Origin of the sequence: Arthrobacter sp. JUb115 (assembly GCF_004365035.1) — a bacterium.
GTDB lineage: Bacteria > Actinomycetota > Actinomycetes > Actinomycetales > Micrococcaceae > Glutamicibacter.
Genome location: NZ_SOBS01000005.1, coordinates 95,156 through 115,278, shown reverse-complemented (window position 1 = coordinate 115,278; position 20,123 = coordinate 95,156). Strand labels below are relative to the sequence as shown.

14 protein-coding genes and 1 riboswitch are annotated in these 20,123 nt (G+C 56.9%); of the genes, 6 read left to right on the top strand and 8 right to left on the bottom strand.

Features of this window, described 5'->3' with window-relative positions:
• Window positions 1-24 precede the first annotated feature (24 nt).
• The 6 genes from EDF61_RS10505 to EDF61_RS10480 all read right to left on the bottom strand — a co-directional run bounded on the left by EDF61_RS10505 (window position 25) and on the right by EDF61_RS10480 (window position 10,964).
• Window positions 25-1,752, bottom strand: a complete 1,728-nt coding sequence (locus EDF61_RS10505; protein WP_166650778.1) for an ATP-dependent nuclease — start codon at window positions 1,750-1,752, stop codon at window positions 25-27.
• A 35-nt stretch (window positions 1,753-1,787) separates the two neighbouring features.
• On the bottom strand, window positions 1,788-4,982 hold the full coding sequence (locus tag EDF61_RS10500) for a type I restriction endonuclease subunit R (protein ID WP_133834042.1): 3,195 nt from the start codon (window positions 4,980-4,982) through the stop codon (window positions 1,788-1,790).
• A 57-nt stretch (window positions 4,983-5,039) separates the two neighbouring features.
• The gene (locus EDF61_RS10495; protein ID WP_133834041.1) at window positions 5,040-6,149 is read right to left on the bottom strand and encodes a PDDEXK nuclease domain-containing protein; all 1,110 of its coding nucleotides are present in this window, start codon (window positions 6,147-6,149) and stop codon (window positions 5,040-5,042) included.
• Between the two features lie 72 nt (window positions 6,150-6,221).
• Entirely contained in the window at window positions 6,222-7,322 is a 1,101-nt protein-coding gene (locus EDF61_RS10490) for a restriction endonuclease subunit S (protein WP_133834040.1), read from the bottom strand.
• Window positions 7,319-8,890: a class I SAM-dependent DNA methyltransferase gene (locus tag EDF61_RS10485; RefSeq protein WP_133834175.1), complete on the bottom strand. Its 1,572-nt coding sequence runs from the start codon at window positions 8,888-8,890 to the stop codon at window positions 7,319-7,321. Before EDF61_RS10485 ends, EDF61_RS10490 begins: the two co-directional genes overlap by 4 nt.
• A 31-nt stretch (window positions 8,891-8,921) precedes the next feature.
• Window positions 8,922-10,964: a hypothetical protein gene (locus EDF61_RS10480; RefSeq protein ID WP_133834039.1), complete on the bottom strand. Its 2,043-nt coding sequence runs from the start codon at window positions 10,962-10,964 to the stop codon at window positions 8,922-8,924.
• A gap of 224 nt (window positions 10,965-11,188) precedes the next feature.
• Between EDF61_RS10480 and EDF61_RS10475 the strand changes: the two genes are divergently transcribed.
• From EDF61_RS10475 to EDF61_RS10465, 3 genes are read left to right on the top strand one after another with little or no spacing between them, the layout of a single operon-like run.
• A complete protein-coding gene (locus EDF61_RS10475; RefSeq protein WP_133834038.1) occupies window positions 11,189-11,662 on the top strand; it encodes a hypothetical protein in 474 nt (157 codons plus the stop codon).
• Window positions 11,663-11,664: 2 nt separating this feature from the next.
• The gene (locus EDF61_RS10470) at window positions 11,665-12,300 is read left to right on the top strand and encodes an Rv1352/Rv1906c domain-containing protein (protein ID WP_133834037.1); all 636 of its coding nucleotides are present in this window, start codon (window positions 11,665-11,667) and stop codon (window positions 12,298-12,300) included.
• A 52-nt stretch (window positions 12,301-12,352) separates the two neighbouring features.
• Window positions 12,353-13,141, top strand: coding sequence for a TM2 domain-containing protein (locus EDF61_RS10465; RefSeq protein WP_133834036.1), 789 nt, complete (start codon window positions 12,353-12,355; stop codon window positions 13,139-13,141).
• 164 nt (window positions 13,142-13,305) lie between these two features.
• On the opposite strand, the gene EDF61_RS10460 is transcribed toward EDF61_RS10465, so the two are convergent.
• The gene (locus EDF61_RS10460; protein ID WP_286172200.1) at window positions 13,306-13,905 is read right to left on the bottom strand and encodes a hypothetical protein; all 600 of its coding nucleotides are present in this window, start codon (window positions 13,903-13,905) and stop codon (window positions 13,306-13,308) included.
• A gap of 237 nt (window positions 13,906-14,142) precedes the next feature.
• Here EDF61_RS10460 and EDF61_RS10455 point away from each other — a divergent pair, with 237 nt between their 5' ends.
• Both EDF61_RS10455 and EDF61_RS10450 read left to right on the top strand, forming a co-directional pair.
• Entirely contained in the window at window positions 14,143-14,913 is a 771-nt protein-coding gene (locus EDF61_RS10455; RefSeq protein ID WP_133834035.1) for an SDR family oxidoreductase, read from the top strand.
• Complete coding sequence (locus EDF61_RS10450) at window positions 14,903-15,958, top strand: L-idonate 5-dehydrogenase (protein WP_133834034.1); 1,056 nt, start codon at window positions 14,903-14,905, stop codon at window positions 15,956-15,958. The genes EDF61_RS10455 and EDF61_RS10450 overlap by 11 nt, the downstream gene beginning before the upstream one ends.
• A gap of 76 nt (window positions 15,959-16,034) precedes the next feature.
• Here EDF61_RS10450 and EDF61_RS10445 read toward each other — a convergent pair whose 3' ends face one another.
• Complete coding sequence (locus EDF61_RS10445) at window positions 16,035-16,586, bottom strand: OsmC family protein (RefSeq protein ID WP_133834033.1); 552 nt, start codon at window positions 16,584-16,586, stop codon at window positions 16,035-16,037.
• 31 nt (window positions 16,587-16,617) lie between these two features.
• Window positions 16,618-16,739, bottom strand: a riboswitch (SAM riboswitch).
• A 140-nt stretch (window positions 16,740-16,879) separates the two neighbouring features.
• On the opposite strand from EDF61_RS10445, the gene EDF61_RS10440 reads away from it, so the two are divergent.
• Window positions 16,880-20,095, top strand: coding sequence for a DEAD/DEAH box helicase (locus EDF61_RS10440; protein WP_133834032.1), 3,216 nt, complete (start codon window positions 16,880-16,882; stop codon window positions 20,093-20,095).
• Window positions 20,096-20,123 lie beyond the last annotated feature (28 nt).

Genomic DNA, 20,123 nt, shown 5'->3' with positions numbered 1-20,123 from the left:
ATATCTTGAGTAGCTTCTGACAGGCTACACAAGCGAAATTTCATGATTTTGCTCGAGAACGTTGACGATTTGGTTTGCCAATGCTTTGAGGATAGGAATGCTGTCATCAGATAAGCAATCGACCTCAGAGCGTTCCAAGTGTTCGATAAGGGCCACCTTTAATCCATCGATCGTCCTCGCATCATCGCTTTTCCCCTGAGTGCGAAGAAAACTCTTGGCTTGAGTACTCCATTTGGCGCTCTGAGACCATGGAACAAATTTACTGGCGTCCAACCCGAAGTGTCGGCCGAGGACAAATCTATGTGTATCTTCTGAAAGCAGGTCTTCCAATTCTTTATTGAAATGACCCCCGGGGGTGGTAAGGGTTATGTTTTCCACGGGCAGCAGTTGATCTGAAACGAGCTTGTCTCGTGAGCCTTTGCCAGCGTTGTCACCGTCAACTACCGCGAAGAGAACGATTGGTTCGTTAAGGAGCAGTTTGGCTGTAGCCTCTACTCCGTTGCCACCGCCTGTATGTCGAAACGTGAGAAGCCCATTGTCGATCGCAACTTTGAGCCTCGGTTCAACTAGAGGAAGTGCCCATCTGAAGAATCGCTCGTCCGTGAGGCCCTCAACCAGAACACAGTATGCGGCCGACGTCATGTTGTCTCCAGGCCGCACACCAAGACAATTGCGGAGATCTTCCATCCGCTGTGTAGGATGGGCACGATTATTTTGGACCAAGATGTTATTGCTGACTTTTGTTCGGTTGATCAGTATTGGGCTATGAGTTGTAAGGAGCACCTGCCGGCGTTCTGCTACGCCGCGCAGTACCTTCCTTATCTCATGAATCGCATCAGGGTGGAGATGCGCCTCAGGTTCTTCAATTGCTAGGATTACTTGCTTGTCGGGATATGTATGTTCCGCAACATCGTGCAACATGGCAAGCGAAACAATACTTTTTACACCATCCCCCTTTTGTCGTAGCGAAGTTCGCGTCCCGTCATCGATTAATACGTCTTCTACTCTTGCCCTCGGTAAGAGCGCCTCACTCTGAAGCTCAATGCCCGAGAACCCAGCTAGGTAGCTCTCAAGCCGTTTCGAGACGCTGGATTCCACCTCCTTCAAGTACGATTCTCTTTTTTGCGCTAGTCGATCAAGTAGTGCTATGTAGTCGGGGTCAGTTTCCAAGGCGCCCAGCCGTTCCGAGACGAGCTGGTTCATAACACTCATCGACTGCTCGACCGTCCGGACAGCGGGGACATAGATGAAATGAATTCGGTTCTGAATGAAATCCGCAATTTCAGCTGACTTTGCTGAATACGTTTTATTTCCCTTACCTGGTTTGGGTATGGAGATTATTGGGGGCTTTCGAGCATGGAAGCGCACGTCAATAGGAAGCACTCCATTGACAGATAATCCGACTTCCCGTTTGAAGTCTGCGACCTCCGCTTCATCGAGTTGGAATTCAAACCTGATCGCAGAGTAACTCCGCTGGGGATCCCCTGAAAGGCTTAACGGAAAGTCTCTTTCCCAATCGTACTTTCGTACCATCTCTTGCTCCGGTCGGCTCGGAAACCGCCATCGCCAGGATTTTTGACTAGTTAAATTGGATGACTGTTCGATGGCTGCCATACCCAAACTAAGCCCATGTAGCAGGTTTGACTTACCTTGATTGTTTGGGCCAACTAGTACGGTCAAATCTTCAATTGGAAATGACGCAACCGTCGAGATACTTCGATATCTAGAAATTCGTACTGCTGAAAGTTTCAAGCGACTTTCCTCGTGGTAGATGTGTGTCGTTCGTTCTAAGCGTGCCGTTGCGCCATTGATTCCATCTGCTCGATAACGAGCTTGATGGCCTCGGGCCGCTTGTCTGGCGGATATCCGTTCAAGATCAATAGCCGTTTCACCGATGACCGCAGCTTGGCACGGACATCCTCGCGGACGGTCCAGTCGGTGCGTACATCCCGGCGCATCACCTGAACCAGCTGGCGGGCAATGGTGGCTAGCATATCTTCGCCCTGCTCCAGAAGCGCAGATTCATTCATGGCCACCGCGTCGTAGAACGCAAGCTCATCGTTGTCCATGGGCGGCGTGAACTTCTGGCCGCGGTTGGATTCCTCGGCGACTTCCTTGGCCAGCTCCACAAGTTCAGCGATGACTTCTGCCGAGGTCAACTGCTGATTAGTGTACTTGGTCATCAGTTCTGTGATGCGTTCAGAAAACGCACGCTGACGGATGACGTTATTCCGGGTGGACTTCGCTGATTCTTCAGCTACCAGTTTGCGCAACGCTTCGATGGCCAGTTGAGGATTCCGAGCCTTTTGCGTCTTGGCAACGAATTCCGGTGTCAGGTCGCTGAGCGATGGCTTCGGCATGCCTGCGGCCTCGTAGATATCCAGAACCTTGCCTGTTGCGTCCGTTGCCGTGGCAATGATCTGGGCAAGCTGCCGTTGGATTTCCTCCGGTACGGGCAGGCCTTGCGCCTGTCGGTCCTGGGCATCGAATTTGCCCATCCACACGCGGATTTCCTCGTAGACCTGGATCTCCGGGCGGAGCTCTTCCAGCTTGCCGGAACCGGTGCACAGTGCCCACGCCCGTGCCAGCCGACCAGCAGTAGTCCGGTACTCGACCGCCAGGGGCTGTGCGCCTTCGGCAACTCCACTGTTCCCCGGGGTGGCAGGATCACGCAGATAGTTGACTGCGCCGGTGACAGCGTTCAGGAACGATTTCGGTCCGGGCTTGCCGAGCACGGCTTTCCAATCGTGGTTGGACAGCAGACCACGGATCTGGTTGACCAAGTCCACCACTAGGGCGATGGCTTCATCAATATTCCTGCCCACAGGCTGGTTCTTTCGGTCATCCGCAGTGTATTCAGCCAACGCGTTGGTGAGGTTTTCAGCCAGCGGGGCATAAGCGACAAGCAGGCCATCGCTCTTTCCACGGAAGGTGCGGTTGACACGCGCGAGAGTCTGCATGAGCAAGGCGCCCTTGAGCGGTCGGTCCAAATACAGTGTGTGCAATGGAGGGGCATCGAAGCCGGTGAGCATCATGTCCTTGACGATCACCAATTCCAGCTCGTCTTCAGGATTTTTGAGACGTTCCTTGATGACGTTATTTGCGGAGTCTCGACGGACGTGCTCGGAGACAGGGGGACCGTCCGACGCGGTGCCGGAGTACACGACCTTGATCTTGCCCTTGTCCAGCTCGTCTGAATGCCAATCGGGTCGCAGAGCAATGATGGCCGAGTAGAGGTTCGCGCAGATTTCGCGTGTGCCGCCAACGATCATGGCCTTGCCAGATGTCGGCGTGCCAGAAGTGTCAGCAATGAATGGGGCCACCGTGTCCCGGCGATGTTCCCAATGCGAAACCATATCCCGGGCCAGTTCAGCCAGGCGTTCCGGTGCGCCGTAGACCGCGTTGACCACGGCCACGGACTGCTCAATGCGCGCCCGCTCGGTGTCATCCAGGCCCAAGGTCACCCTATCGGCGTCCGCATCCAGATCCTCCAGGGTGCGTCCGTCGGCCAGCTGTACCTTGATCAGCCGTGGCTCGAAGTAGACAGGAACGGTGGCACCATCATCCACGGCACGGGAAAGATCATAGACGTCGATGTAGTCGCCGAAGACATCGCGGGTATTGCGGTCTTCGAAGGAGATCGGGGTTCCGGTGAATGCGATCAGCGTGGCGTTGGGCAGCGCGTCGCGCAGATGCCTGGCATAGCCGTCCAAGTCGTCGTAGTGGCTGCGGTGGGCTTCGTCGACAATGACAATGATGTTCTTCCGGTCGGAAAGCAGCGGGTGCTCGGTGCCCGCATCTTTCTCATCCTTGGTGCGCCCGAACTTCTGCAGTGTGGTGAAGTAGATGCCTCCGGTGACCCGCCCGGAGAGCTCTGAGCGTAGCTCGGTGCGGCGGCGGATCTGCTTTGGCGTATCAGGCAGCAGCTGGGAGCGGGCGAACCCTGAATAGAGCTGCCCGTCGAGTTCATTGCGGTCGGTGATTACCACTACCGTCGGGTTCTTCAGCGCCGGGTGGCGCATGACCGATGCAGTGTAGAGCTCCATTTCCATGGACTTGCCCGAGCCCTGGGTATGCCAGACCACGCCGGCCTTGCCGTTGGTGCGCACGGCGTCAACTGTGGATCCGACAGCCTTGGTGACGGCGAAGTACTGGTGTGGCTTGGCGATGCGCTTGAGCAGCCCCTCGGCCCCGGCATCGAAGGCCGTGAAGGAACGCAGCAACTGGAGGAAACGGGTCGGATTGTACAACCCGGCGATGGCTGTCTCAATCGGCAGGACAGCATCGCCATCGATGACCAGATCGACCGGGACGGGGACACCGTCATCATCGACATTCCACGGGGAGAAGTGGTTCAGCGGCGTGAACGGGGTCCCGTACTTGGCATCCAACCCGTCGGAGGCGAAGGTGAAGACGCAGAAGCGGAAAGCCAGCGGGAATTCCCGCAGGTAGGTTTGCAGTTGTGCGTGGGCGGCGGCAACGTCCGCACCTTTAGCCCCTGCGCGCTTCAGCTCCATGATGCTCATCGGCATGCCATTGCAGTACAAGACGACATCGAAGCGGCGATTATAGTCGCCCTGGACCAGAGTGACCTGGCTGACGGCCAGCCAGTCATTATCCGTCTCTTCGGTACCGATCAGGCGCAGTGTGGGATTCTGTTCGGTTCCGTCCGGGTCCAGGTAGGTTAGCCGGTAGCCGTCAACGAACATCTTGTGCATCCGGTAGTTCTCGGTGATCGCATCCTGGGATGCAGGCGCCGCGATTTCCGCGCAGGCCTGCTGCAGGTACTGCTCCGGGAAACCTGGATTCAGGCGGCGCAGCGCGGCGAGCAGACGCGGACGGATCAGCAGCTCGTCCCATGACTCGCGCTCGCCGGTGCCCGGTGCGATATCCTGGCCGTGGGTTGGTCGCCATCCGTCGCCGAGCCACTCGAGAACGAGTCCTTCGAGGTCCGCTTCGGAGAAGCTGGTTTGCGTTGTCATTGAGCTAGATCCTCTTCTTGGAGCGAACAATTATCTTGGTTTCTCTGTTGGGAGTTCTCATGTGGAGCCGTCGCCTTTGACATTGTCGGTACCGGCAAGTTCCGCTTCCAGTTCATCGATACTCTGCAGACTGCGGGATACATCTTCAGGAAGTGAATCCGTGATTTCGGCGGCCCATTCGGTGACGCCAATAGGAGAACTGAAACCGCGTAGCGCATATTCGGCGACCACCGAGTTCTTGGTCTTGCTCAGCAACAGGCCAATAGTTGATTCATCCCCGGGTTGATCCAGCAGGTCATCGACAAAGCTCATATATATGCCCAGCTGGCCGAGGTGGTCGAGCTCGAACTTTTCCACCTTCAGCTCGACCATTACGAAACGGAGGAGGACGAAGCCGTAGAAGACCAGATCCGGGAAGAACTCGTCTCCAGCCATATCCAACCGCAGCTGCCGAGCGACAAAGGCGAATCCCCGCCCAAGCTTCAGCAGGAAACGCTCGACGTGCTGCAACAGTTGGCCTTCAATTTCCCGTTCGTTATTGGACTCGGCCAGCTCCAAGAAATCGAAGACGTAAGGGTCCTTCGTGACGTCCTGAACAATCGCCGAAGTTGATGAGGGCAGGACAGTGTTGAAGTTGGAGGTAGCCTGCCGGCTCCGTTCATGCAGGCGGGTCTCGATCTGGCATGCCAGTTGGTTGCGTGACCAGCCTTCGGCAAGCACCGTTTCGGCGTACCAGATACGTGTGGGTTCCTCGTTGAGCTTCTCCAACAGAACCAGTTCATGACCCATCGGCAGTGGTGCAACAGCCTGTTGCACCATTGCCGCCGATGGCCACGCTTCGGCAAAGCAGCGCATGTACTTAAGATTTCGAGGGGAGTATCCCTTGGCATCTGGATATCGTTCCCTGAAGTCGCACGAGAGCCGGTCAATGACTTTGTTTCCCCAGCCCTGTTCAGATTGCCGGTCGAGGATGTCGCGTCCGGTACTCCAATTGGTCCTGATCAATTTCTGATTGACTTCCATGCTGGCTCGCCGTAGTCGCTGGGAAAAGCGATCGCTGATCGAATCAAGGAGCAATGGGTACCACGTGGGAAGGCCAGCGGCAGGTGGCGTGCTGGCGAAGCATACATCGTCTTTCGAAGTCGACGAGTTGCCTTTTGAACTCATGCCGTTTCCCTTCCCTTGTGGAACTACCTCTAATTGGAACTTCTCCACTGTCCGTGACGTAATGGCAATTAGTTACACCGCGGACTCAACGAGCGCTTCTGCATCTTTGACGCGCAGCTTGCCCGACATGAGTTGGGGGAGCAGAGCATCGCGAGTTGTTGCGAGCGATCTATTCTCCTTTGTCAAAACCATGGCCATCCTAAGTAGGTATCCGTAGCGACTAGCGAATTCTTCTCTTTCCTTCTCGTTAGGAACAAAGATTTCTTTATCCATCAGAAGCGACCAATGTCGTTTATATTCTTCCTGTTTTTGCACGCCATTGAGAGCGCAATAAAGTGTCAGTGCCGGAACTCTTATTCCATTGAAAGGAACTGTATTCGGACCTACTGTGAACGGTTGAGTCACAATCCGTAGTTTGCAAGTGTGGTCTCCAAAATACAATATGGGTTCTTCCGTGCTGGCATCCAGGAAACCGTCACCATTTAAATATCCGAGGAGTCCAGTTTCGCTTTGATCGAATACCGGAAAGTCACCCTGCGGCACTAAATCGTCCTTCTTGAACTTTCGTTTCGGTGATATCCGGCGCACCACGTCCCGAGCCTTGACAACTTGCAGGGTGGAGCCGTTGATGAAGCCTCGATAGGAAGCATGAATGAGGTCCTCGGTTGCCCGAAGGATGTTTTCATTTACCGCAATCTTGTCGTCGAGCGACTCGAGGACAGCGGAAATCCGTTCTCGCTCCGCTGGCGGTGGGACAAAAATTGGATGTTTACTTATTTGCGGTTTGGAGAGGTTCGGGAAGACTGAACCTGTTACGGCTGACAATAATTCCGGCAAGGTGTGAGTCAACGCGTAGCGGACGAATTTAGAATCTGAGATAGATTTAGCGCGAATTGCACATAGCCCTCGACCAATGGCGTACTGTTGATTTGCTGTATTCATGCGACCAGTCGTTGATCCACGAACGCAGAACAAGACATCGTCGGTCATCGCAAAACGAACACCAGCGTTCGTCCACTGAACGGGATCTGGGTGGAAAAGGCCAAACTCAGTCGGTCCGTTCAACAACGGGGTACCCTTCCCCACGTTATTGGTTGAGGAACCGTTTGGCGATTGCCCCATTATCACGTCAGCAATTTCTGAGAGCGGCCCATTTGGCCAAATATCGTTCATGAAACTCTCCCAAGTTGCTCGCGTACTACAGTTGCCAAGCGCTCTGATTCTGTTAACAGTCCAAACAATTCATTTTCGAGTCGCGCGATTTTCTCTTCGATTGGCTCACCATCGTCTTCGACTTGGGCTGCCCCAACGTATCGGCCTGGCGTTAGTGCGTAATCGGCTTCCTTAATTTCAGCCAAAGTGGCCGAGTAGCAGAAGCCAGCTTCGTCCGCGTATTCCTTGCTCTCTCCGGACGCGCTACCACGCCAAGCATGGAATGTGTCAGCGATCTTCGCGATATCCTCTTCGCTCAATGCCCGCTCGGCGCGGTCCACCATGTAGCCCAGGTTGCGGGCATCGATGAACAGCACCTGCCCGGTTCGGTCAACAGAACCTTGAGAACCAGCGGTCTTGTCCTTTGCGAAGAACCAAGTGCACACAGGGATGCCGGTGGAGCGGAAAAGCTGAGTTGGCAGCGCGACCATGCACGAAACTAGATCCGCCTCGACTAGCTGGGCACGGATATCTCCTTCACCACCTGAATTCGACGACATGGAACCGTTTGCCATGACAACACCAGCGGTGCCACCTGGTGCCAGCTTGGAAATGATGTGCTGGATCCATGCATAGTTGGCGTTGTTAGCCGGCGGAACGCCGTAGCGCCAACGCGGGTCGGACTCATTGCGTGCCCAGTCCTTGATATTGAACGGAGGGTTAGCCATGATGTAGTCGGCTTGCATTTCCGGGTGCACATCGCGAGCAAAGGTATCCTGCCAGCGCGGCCCTAGATTGGCATTGAGGCCATGGATGGCTAGGTTCATTTTGGCCATGCGCCAGGTGCGTTCGTTCAGTTCCTGACCGTAAACGGAGATCGCAGTGCGATCTGCGTTGTGGGCATCCAAGAACTTCTCGGTCTGCACGAACATGCCACCCGAACCGCAGGCTGGGTCGTAGACGCGTCCGCTGGTCGGTTCCAAGACCTCCACCAAGACGCGGACCACACCGGCAGGCGTGTAGAACTCTCCGCCGCGCTTGCCTTCGGCGCGCGCGAACTTTTCCAAGAAGTATTCGTAGACTTCACCGAGCAAGTCGCGCGCACGTCCAGAACCTTGGCCGGTGAAACGAGTGGTGTTCAGAAGATCAAGCAGTTCACCGAGTCGGCGTTGGTCCACAGATTCGCGGTTGAAGACGCGTGGCAGCGTGCCTGTGAGCGTCGCATTAGAAGCCATGATTGCATCCATGGCAGCATCGATCAGCTCGCCGATATTCTTGGGCGCCTCACCGTCGAGCGCCGGAAGTCCCTTGGCATTCTGGGTCAGGTACTCCCACCGGGCATTTGCCGGAACCCAGAACACCCCTTGGCCGATGTACTCATCTACATCATCCAGCAGCATCCCTACTTGTTCTTCGGTCATGCCGTCGGCAGTCAGCTCGGCTTCCAATTGCTCACGGCGCTCGGTGAAAGCATCGGAGACATACTTGAGGAATACAAGGCCAAGGATGACGTCCTTGTATTGTGAGGCATCCATGGAACCGCGAAGCTTGTCTGCGGCTTTCCACAGCGTATCTTTGAGTTCCTTCATCGTGCTTGGGGCAGCCACGGCCGCCACCTTCTTAGTTCGTGCCACTAGGGACGTCCTTCCTTAAACGTTCTGGAACAAGTATCTCAAGCCCATCGGACAATAATGCGCTGGTTATTTGGCTGGACAGGGAATTCAAAAGCTCAATGCGGCTGGTTGCATGCTGACGTTCCTCATCAATCAACTGAAGCGCGCGACGCATCGCCTCATAAGAATTCGGCGGGATCTTGCGAACCGCCCACTGCCGCCAATTGGCTGATTCGGCATTGGTGATGTCCTGGGCGAGTACTTGTGGATGGAGCCCGGAACCAGCGGTTGAATTGATTCTCAGGATCCTCACCGGGAAATTCACTGCTTTCGAACCTTCGACATCAACTGTGGCCGCCGGCCCGCCCGAAGAACTGAAGACAATGTCACCAGGCTCGGTAATTACCGCACGGCCATAAGCTTGCGCAAGGTTGAAGTAGGAAATTGAGGCGGTGGGCTGTTCAGATTGAATATCCTCTGAATTCCAAACTCCTATTCCGTGCTGAACCGTGGCACGCAACGAATCCTTGTTAAATCGGGTTCCCGGCAGGACTCGAAGCTGCCCTTGGGAAACCAGCTCGCCCAGCGTTCTCAAACCGGAAGTTTCGACAGGTTGCGCTTCTGATTCGCGCAACTGCAGCTCCCAGTTCAATTGAGGGCGAGCGACGCTGGATTCATTCAGAGCAGTCAGCAGTTTCTCGAACTCGACCTGATGTTCAGCCAGAGAAGCAGCGTCTGCATGGGTATGAAGGCGTTTAACCCGATTCCGGGGTATTAGCCCTTGCGAACTGGCGATGATCCGACTTGTTCGTCCCCACCGGGCGAACCTGAAAGAGTGTGCTCGAAGTCCGTGCAGTTCCATGAGGCTTGCCGCTAGATCTGCGACAAAATCATCCGTGACATTGTCATCCAGCGGCAAGCCGCTGAGATCAGCAAGCATGATGCGACGCTCCGCCAGCGGAGCATCCGAGGTATCCGGACCGATGACCCACAAGCCCAGAGGAATTCGGGGCTTGAAAAGGAAGTGCCCCTGCGGCAACAAGGCAGCAGCGCGAACTCGTCCCATGCGCAAAATCGAAGCCCGCACGTTAGCGACTTCCTTATGGTCCGTGGCATTGACCAAGGCGTTCGCCGGGGCAATGACGATCGCACTGTGGCTTGGGCCAAGTTCAAGGACCAGATCATCGATGGCCTGCAGGACCGCCAGCGGATCATCGTCCTGCATCTCCGGAGAGGGGAACTGGGCCAGATGGATTATCGGCTTGATTCCATGCGATGGTGTAGAAGCAATGAAGGACTCATTTGTGGCGAGCAGCATCTTCAACCGGCGTACGGTCAGCCGGGAAGTATCGCGTTCTCCTGTGGCAGACGGAAGCTGAATCTGCAAAGAAGCCGATTCTTCAACTAGTTGCATCAGTGCATAGATAAGGTCGCTGCCTCCCGGGGTTGCCTCGTGGAATACGGAATCCGGTCCCGCCAGTTCCAGCGCGCACTGGGCGACAAGTCGGCGGGCAGGTCCTGACAGCGCAGTGCGGCTTATCGCGATTTCGTTGGCTCGAAAACGATCATTGAATAGCGATTCAAACGCAGGCAGAGCTCCGTAAGACGCATCTATTAGCTTGTCGACGTACCCAACGATGGAAGCTAACTTGTCGTGTCCTGCTTCGATTTCTGAATAGAGGCATTCGTCATCCGGGTCCAGTTCGTCTGCGGCATCAAGGAGCTCGATCGGCGAAAACTGCGACAATGGCCGGCCCAGGAATTGCTGCAGGGACAGAAGCGAAGTGACGAGAGGAAAATTCTCCCGCCCCAGAGTTGCGTAGGACGCTGAGTCTTCTTTGAACTCGGGGTTGTTTCCGCGGCCGGTTACTTGCAGCCACTGAACTATTTCTTCGGATACGAATAGTTCCTGGGCGCCGCTTTTCAGTTTCGAATCCGGAAATGGAAAATCCGTGCCCCGGCTCCTTGTGCGCCAGACGGAAACCACGGGGCGCTGGACGTTGGCGAGGCGTGCGATGTCCGGCAAGGAAATCAGCTCTTGCGCGTTCATCGTGGACTCCTTGATGTCGATCGGTTGATAGGTCCGACCCTATAAGATGATTCATCAATTATCCATGAGTACTCCTGATAACCCTCATTATCAGTGATTTGCTACTCAAATTAGAGCTACGTCATCCAATCTGGTTTCACGACGGATTCAGGCCGCATCGCCGCACCAGGTGCTCCAGGCAAGGACGTCGAAATCATCGAATACTCGCCCCCCAGGAGGCCGCCGTGGAACCACAGACGCAGGGACCTATGGTCCCGCCTGAAATGCTCAGGCAACGCCCGAAGAAATCATGGCTGTTGCCAGCCTGCATTGGAATAGCAGCAGGTACGGTTCTGGGGCTGCTGATTGGTTCGGCTGTATCAGATGGCGGTGGCATTGCCAGTGGGTTGACTCAAAAGAAGATTGACCAAGCAGTCGAAGCTTGCGCCATCGATTCTGAGGGATTCACCGTGATGAATGACGGATCTGCAATCTCGCTCAACACCAAGGGTAAGGATTATACGGACACCGGAACGTCCAACATCTTCGCCTATTACTGCATGCTCAACGAGTTGGGCGTCCCTGAGACAACCCAAGAAAAAATGGATCGCACCAGAGCTATGGATGGCACACAAAGCGATACCTGGGACTCGTTAAAAGCTAGCTGGTCTTATCACCCGGACAGCGGCGTCAACGTGGTTATTGAAGGAGTGAACTAGAAATGTTAAACGACAAGCAGATTTCAGCGGAGTCGTTCGATAACCCAGCAAAGACTAAAGGCAAGAAGAAGCGCTGGGGACTCATCCTCTCTTCAATACTCGTTGTTGGGGCCTTGGCCGGAGGCGTGTTCTGGGGTATGAACCTCGTCAATCCGAAGGAATCCGAAGAGTATTTGGCCCTGTCCGAGTCGCATTCAGCGGTCGCAGCGGAACGGGATTCGCTCCAATCCGACTTCGACGAGCTTGAAGCCGGGATCGCCGGCAGGGAAGAAGCCGTGGAGGAACGCGGCGCCGCCCTGGATGAACAGGCCGCCAATCTGGATACGCGTGACCAGGAGCTCCAGGATGCGGAAGACAAGGTCGCTGCCCGCGAAAAGGCGGTCGGAAAGATCGAGGCGGAACAGCTGGAAAATTCCGTCGAGGACGGAGTATGGACGGTCGGCAGCGACATCAAGGCCGGCACCTATCGCGCCAAGGAAGCTGTGGGCAGCGACTGCTATTGGGCAGTGGTCAAAACGGGAACCAATGGCAGCGACATCATCGACAACGGCATCCCTGGCGGAGGGCGTCCCGCCGTCACGGTCAAAAAGGGCCAGGACTTCGAATCGAAGCGCTGCGGCACCTGGGTGAAGCAGTAGAAGCCCGCACACCAAACATCAGTGATCATCACCTACTCTTTTAGGAGCCATCATGAGCTATACCAATGCACAACCTTCGTCAATAGGGCAGTATCCCGCACCTTACCTTCCGCCGAAGTCTTTCATGACGACCTGGTTGCTCTCCCTGCTGCTAGGTGGACTGGGCGTTGACCGTTTCTATCTGGGCAAGGTGGGCACCGGCCTGCTGAAGCTGCTGACTTTCGGCGGTTTTGGAATTTGGTCCCTCATCGATCTCATTATCATCCTTTCTGGTGGCATGACCGATAAGTTCCGTCGCCCGTTGGAGGGGTATGCGCAGCACAAGAAGCTGGCATGGATCATCAGCATCGTTCTGATCGCCATCGGCGCAGTGATTGGAATCAGCACCGGGGTCTCTGCCGGAAAGGCTGTGGATCAAGCGGTCACCAACACACCATCTGTCGTTAAAGAACCAACCATCGAGGCTTCGGCGACTGCTGCAGCAACTGAGCAGGCTGCTGTTGAAGAAGAACCCGTGGCAGAGGAACCTGCGGAGGCCACGTGGCAGGAGGTCGTTACCCTCGATGGAAAGACCGACAAGGCCAGCAAGGTGTTCGAGCTCACCGGGGCTGAAGCCCGGATGACCTATTCCTTCAAGGGGGGCGAAGACATGTCCCTTGGCGCGATCTACATTCTCACCGAGGGGACGGATCTGATGAAGGACGGCGGGCTTCCCGAAGCCATGATTGACGGTCCGGTTAGCGAAGAAACGGCTCTGCACAAGACCGCGGGCAAGTACTTCCTGGATGTGAACGCTGCAAACTTCGACGGCTGGACCGTCACCATCGAAGAAAAGCGCTAACAGAGATTCCGAGGCGGATCATTTGGGAGAAACTCCTCGGAAATGTGCTCCGGTGGGAACTCTTATGGGGAAGAGGACCCACCGGGGTTTGGACAAAGGTAGTCGCCCACGCAAGTCTTGGACTTACGTGGGCGACTATCCGTTCGTAGCATCGATTCTTGAAGTTATCGTTGGTTGCCCAAAGCGAACAAGGCTTGGTCGATTTCTCTGGCCGTCCACGTTTGGTCATGTTCATCAAGGAGCTGAATGAGAACTTCCACTTCTTGCATGTACCGGCGGTACCGGCCGCGACTGTTTGCCAACTGAATGCCGAGGAGCGTCAAACCATGGTGCGCACGGCGATCGTAAATGGCCATTCGTTTCGGTGCTGCGGCGACGATGACCGCTGAAGCTAGTGCGTCACCGGTGGTGAACCCGGGCAATGCTCCTAGAGCGCTTCGTGATTTCTCGGCGGCTTCCGGAACACTGAGCAGCTCGTCATTCGCGTACTTGAGTACGTTTTCAGTGGCCTCACGTACCTCTAGGTCCGGGGTGTTCATGAGCTTCTTTGCCCACTTGGTGTCGGCTCTGAGCCGTTTCCATAGAAGCAAAGAACCAATGTCAGCTTTCCCGAGGGAGCCGGTCTTGGCAAATCGTTCCGTCACCTCTTCAAGAACCTCGTCGTAGTGTTCTGAAGTGTCGCTCGTGTAGTCTTCGTGCGCTCGGGAAAGCTGAATCCAAAGAGGGATTTCGCTACCCTCAGTCAACGTCGTCGATGAGTCCATGATCCTATCCTGACATCAATATTTGAAGACGTGTAAGTCCCGATGTTCAGGGCATCCGAGATGTTCTGACGCTTGCTGAAACTGAAGCTCTTAAATCCTACTTTTAGCTGTCTTGGGCATCATAAGTCTGATATGTTTTAGGGAAGCGACGGGGCTGATTTTTCGGATTTAACAGCTGGTTCATACCGCTGATGAGTTCCCGTCGATGTACCATCGACACTTCATGCGAGGGAATTCATGAGCCAACTTTTTGACCTGTCCGGACGGCTGGCCCTGGTCACCGGATCCTCCCGCGGCATTGGCCGCGAACTTGCCCGTGCCCTGGCCGAAGCCGGAGCCACCATCATCCTGCACGGCCGCGATGCGCAACGCTTGGCCGAAACTGCCGCCGAATTCGGCACCCGCTATGGCGCCGAGAGGATCCACAGCGTCTGCTTCGATGTCACCGATGATGCCGCCGTGCGCGAGAACATCGCCGCCATTGAAAAGAACATCGGCCCCATCCGCATTTTGGTGAACAACGCGGGCATCCAACACCGCGTGCCCATGCTGGAACTGGAAGTCGCCGACTGGCAGCGCGTGATCGATACCAACCTCACCAGCGCCTTCCTGGTGGGCCGAGAAGTCGCACGTGGCATGGTGGAACGCGGCGAAGGCAAGATCATCAACATCTGCTCGGTGCAAACCGATCTGGCCCGTCCCACTATCTCCGCCTACACCGCAGCCAAGGGCGGACTGCGCAACCTCACCCGCGCCATGACCGCGGAATGGGCCTGTTCGGGACTGCAAATCAACGGCATCGCACCGGGCTACATCCACACCGAAATGACGCAGAATCTGGTGGATGACGAGAAATTCAACTCCTGGATTCTTGGCCGCACCCCGGCGGCCCGTTGGGGTACCGTCGAAGACCTGGCCGGACCAGCAGTCTGGTTGGCCTCGGACGGATCGAACTACGTGAACGGTCAGACCATTTTCATCGACGGAGGCATGAGCGTTGTCGTCTAATTCCCTCGCCACCAGCACGTTGGCCGTCGTGGCCCATGCAGCCGGTGATTTGCGTATTGAACAAATCGAGCTGGCAGCGCCGGGAGCAGATGAAGCACGCGTTGCCATCGCTTACGGCGGTATCTGCGGATCAGACTTGCATTACTGGAGCCACGGCGCCGCCGGGGAATCGATCCTCAAGGCTCCAATGGTTCTCGGGCATGAAATCGTCGGCACCATCATCCAGGCCGCCGCTGACGGCAGCGGGCCGGCAGCCGGAACCAAAGTCGCCGTGCACCCGGCAACACCAGGTGAGACGGGGGAACCCTACCCGGCCGACCGCCCGAATCTCTCCCCGGGGTGCACCTACCTGGGCTCGGCCGCCCGCTACCCGCACACCGAGGGCGCATTCGCCCGCGAAATGAACCTGCCATCACGCATGCTGCGTGAGCTGCCTGCTGGCTTAGCACTGCGCGATGCGGCACTGGCAGAACCGGCTGCGGTTGCTTGGCATGCGGTGTCGCGCGTCGGCGAAGTCGCCGGCAAGAAGGCGCTGGTTATTGGTGCTGGCCCGATCGGAGCTCTCGCTGTAGCAGTGCTTAAACGAGCCGGGGCCAGCGAAATTATCGCGGTAGACATGCACGCCAAGCCGCTGGAGATTGCCAAGCAGCTCGGTGCCACCTCCACCCTGCGCGCCGATGGCCAGGAAGCAATCGCCCAGGTGGGCGCGGACGTGGTCATCGAGGCCAGCGGCACCTACCGCGGATTGGCCTCCGCGGTGCGCGGTGCCGTGCGCGGCGGTCGAGTGGTCATGGTCGGGTTGCTGCCCTCAGGAGAACAACCCGCACTCATTTCGCTGGCTATTACCCGCGAGCTGGAACTGGTTGGTTCCTTCCGCTTCAACGACGAAATCGACCATGTGCTTGCTGCCCTGGCCGACGGTTCACTGCAGGTTTCCGAGGCGGTAACCCACGAGTTCCCGGTCGCCGATGCGCTTGAAGCCTTCGAAACGGCCAAGGATTCGGCTCGCTCCGGCAAAGTCCTGCTGAACTTCCTGGGGCAATAGTTGGCTTCAGCTAGAAGTGCACCGCGGCGGCCCCTGAAGTCGGGGGCCGCCGCGGTGCTTTTTAGTTCAGCGAACTCTAGTTGGTCTCTGCGATGCTTACCGCGGTTGTCACGGGCACCGGATTGGCGAAGAGGTCCAGCACCGGGCAGTGTGCATCCACTGCGCGGCGCAGTTCTTCATAGCGTTCAGCTGATTCCGGTCCGGCAATCCGGATGTCCAGATCCACCGACGAGAAGCCGGGGCGGATGGTCTGGTCGATGCCGAAGAGTCCGCGGACATCGAGGTGGCCATTGGCCTGGATCTTCACGTCGTCCACCTGGATGCCGAGGTTCTGCGCGTACAAGCGGTAGACCACAACCTGGCAGGAGATGAGCGCTCCGAGCGCGTATTCCACGGGGCTTGCGGCCAGGTCGCTGCCGCCCAGGGCAGCTGGCTCGTCGACCTGGAAGGTGTGCTTGCCGGAGACAATGTTGCTGGCTACCGAATCGAAGCCTTCGCCCTCGACGGTGAAAGTCAATTGGGCACTTTGCGGGGCAGCCGAAATTCGTTCGCCCCAGCCCTTGCCTGCTTCCTGCAGGCGCTGTGCGCGGTCTTCGGATACGGTTGGGGCAGATGCTGCATTAGTCATGGGGAATTGATCCCCTTTCTGGCGCAAGGGGCGCCATCGCTTACGCATCTTGGCGTTCAAGATGCGTCGAATCTTCACCTGGGGCACCCCGCACAATGACGCAGGAGGGTTGCCGTCCACTCAGCCAGGGCTCAAAGAGTGGAACTCGTGATTCAGTGATTAATTTCTATCGGTTGCAGGGCCCGCGGGTAAAGGGCAGAAGTAACTTTTCGTCACCGGGCATCTTGCTTTCCGGCTCGCTAAGATGGAATCTAGCTCTCGGGCGCCCACTGCACGAACAATGAACGGCGAGTATGGAATTCCAGCTGACACTTTCTGCGGCCCAGACCTTGGTGACCGAATCCGAATACAACCTGGGCCAATTCCTGTGTGATTCCGGAAAAGTGCAGATCGCCAACCGGGTAATGCGCCCGGGATCTACCCGCATCTCCGGTGTGGTGCTGCGCGAATCGGTGATGGCCCAATTGGAAATCACCGCGGGCAATATCAGCTTCACCAGCTTCTGCGGCAAGCATCCGGGGGTTCAGTCCTGTGAAGACGTCGCCGCCTTGCTCATTGAGGTCACCACCGAAGAAGACCAGGGCTTCTTCGTCTCCGACTCCGGGGTGGATCCCCACGCATGGAAACGCAATAGCAAGCCGCAGTGGGAACGCACCCTTGACCGTCTGCTTCCAGTCATTTCCGATGAGCCGCTGGTTGCCGAAGAACCGCTGGGATTGATCCTGAAAGTGGTCAGCGAACCGCGTTATGGCGGCGAGGACGCGCTGACCTTGCAGGCACGCCCGGCCCGCCAGGGCACCAAGAGCCCCTGGATCCAAACCGGGATCAGCTGGCGCAATGTCGCTTTTGATACGCGGTTCTCCAAGAAGCAGCGTCGTGCGGTCGTTGAACTGGACCGGTTGCGTGAACACGTTGAACAAGATACTTATCGCCATTCGTGGGATCCCAAGGAGTGGATCTCCTTGATGGATCTTCCAGGCCAGGACCTGCTGGATGCGTTCGAAGCCCTGCGTGAAGCTGGAGTGCAGATCGTCAACGGCGGTTCTACGGCCAAGGCCCCGGTGGAGTTCAGCGAGCAACCAGCCATGGCACACGTGGATGTGCGTCGCGGTGAACATGGCCTGAGCATGGAAGGGAAGCTGCGCGGGCCGAGCGAAGAGCACGTCTACCTCTTGCCCATAGGCACGCCGCCGACCTTGTTGGCTTACGCGTCCAGCCCCTTGCCGAAGGCCAGGGAAATCGGTTTGGCCCGGTTCGCTGAACCGGTCACGAAGGAACTGGCCACATTTATTGAATCCGGTGCGCAATCCATCCCGCAGGAAGGCGTTGAGCTTTTCGAGCGCCAGCACCTGGACCGATTGCGCCTGATGGCACCGTTGAAGAGCGAGGATGACAGCTACAGCATCCCTGTTCCAGCACGCCCCAGCCTCAAGCTGTCCCTGGAGAGCATCCGAACTCCGCTGACCGTGAGCTATTCCTGGGAGTACGCCTCCGCGGGCCCCCGCCAGTATGCCGTGGAAAAGGAAATTGCTGCTTCGGTGCAGGACAAGCTCGGCGCGCAGGCTTCCTTGGGGCAACTGACCTCTTCAGGAATCTTCCCGCCGAAGGAATTCAGCACCTCCGAATCCATCGATTTCTTGGTCTACGCATTGCCGCTCTTGGCAGAGCATCCCGATGTGGTCGTTGAAGAGCAGAACAGGCTGCCGAAGTACCGGATCAGCCACGCGCCGGCCGCTGTCAGTGTCGAAGCCGGCGAAAGCACGGGGGACTGGTTCGACTTGTCTGTGGAAGTGCTCCTGGACGAGACCAAGGTCCCGTTCCCACTGCTGCTGGAGGCCTTGACCAAGCAAGATGAGTATCTCGTCCTCGATGACCTTACGGTGATCCCGATTGATGGTGCAGATTTCACGCAGCTGCGCCAGCTGATATCAGAGGCCGGGGAGCTGGGCACGGTGCAGGGCGATACGATCCGCATCCATAAGTTGAGCATCGACTGGTGGCAAGAACTGGTGGATCTGGGCATTATCGAAGCCCAGCACAACCAGTGGCTGCAGACCATGAAGGCGCTGCAAAGCGGTGAAGAAATGCAGCCGGTCCAGCTAGCGGAAACGTTCAACGCTGAACTGCGCCCGTATCAGGGCCACGGCCTATCCTGGCTCAACTTCTTGCGTACCCATGATCTCGGCGGCGTCCTTGCCGACGATATGGGTCTGGGCAAGACCGTCCAGCTGCTGGCTTGCCTTGAACAAGCGCGCGTCGAGGATCCTGCCCAGAAATTCCTGGTGCTGGCTCCTACCTCGGTGGTGGGCAACTGGATCAATGAGGCGCAGCGATTTGCGCCGCAGATGAGAGTCACCGGCATCACTTCAACAGCTAGAATGAGCGGCCAAAGCATGGCGTCGCAGATCGGTGACGCCCAATTGGTAGTTACCAGCTACACGATCTTCCGCCTGGCCTATGAGGATTTTGAAGCCGCCGGATTCAACGTCATGATCATGGACGAGGCCCAGCAACTGAAGAACCATGCCTCCAAAGGCTACAAGCAGGCCCGGCAGCTGCCAGTGCCGTGCAAATTCGTGGTCACTGGCACACCCATGGAAAACAACCTGATGGAACTGTGGGCGTTGGTCTCACTGGCTGCACCAGGCCTGCTGGGCGGTGCGAAGTCCTTCAAGGACAACTACCAGAAACCCATTGCCGACGGAGACCAGGAGCGCCTGGAGCGCCTGAAGAGCCGACTGCGTCCGTTCGTGCTGCGCCGTACCAAGGAACAGGTCGTTCCAGAGTTGCCGGCGAAGACCGAGCAGGTGCTGGAAGTCGAACTGGAGCCGGGGCACCGCAAAGCCTATGACCGCCGCTTCCAGCGCGTGCGGCAAGAAGTCCTGGGCCTGGTTGACGACGTTGATTCGAATCGCTTCCAGATTCTCCAATCGCTGACCTTGCTGCGCCAGCTGGCCTTGGATCCGTCCCTGGTAGGCGAGGGCGATGCCCCGAGCGCGAAGCTTGAAATGCTGCGCGAACTCATGGGGGACGCGGTTTCTGAAGGGCATAAGATTCTGGTCTTCAGCCAATTCACCAGTTTCTTGGCCAAGGCACGCGACGTCGCTGAAGAGCTGGGCATTGAGCACGGATACCTTGATGGGTCCACCACTGGCCCAAAGCGCAAGGAACTGATTGACGGTTTCAGCGAGGGAGATTTCCCGGTCTTCTTCATCTCGCTGAAGTCCGGCGGCTTCGGCATTAACCTCACTTCCGCCGACTACTGCATCTTGCTGGACCCATGGTGGAACCCGCAGGCCGAAGCCCAGGCTATTGACCGGGCCCACCGCATTGGGCAAACTCGTCCGGTCTATGTGTACCGCTTGGTGGCAAAGGACACCATCGAATCCAAGGTGCTCGCGCTGCAGGCCAAGAAGACGCAGCTGTTCAATGATGTCCTGGGAGAGACTGCCCAAGCCGCGCAGAGTGCGGCGTTAAGCGCCGATGATTTCCTGGCGCTGATGGAGTGAGCCTAAAAAGCTGAAGCCTTGGAAACCA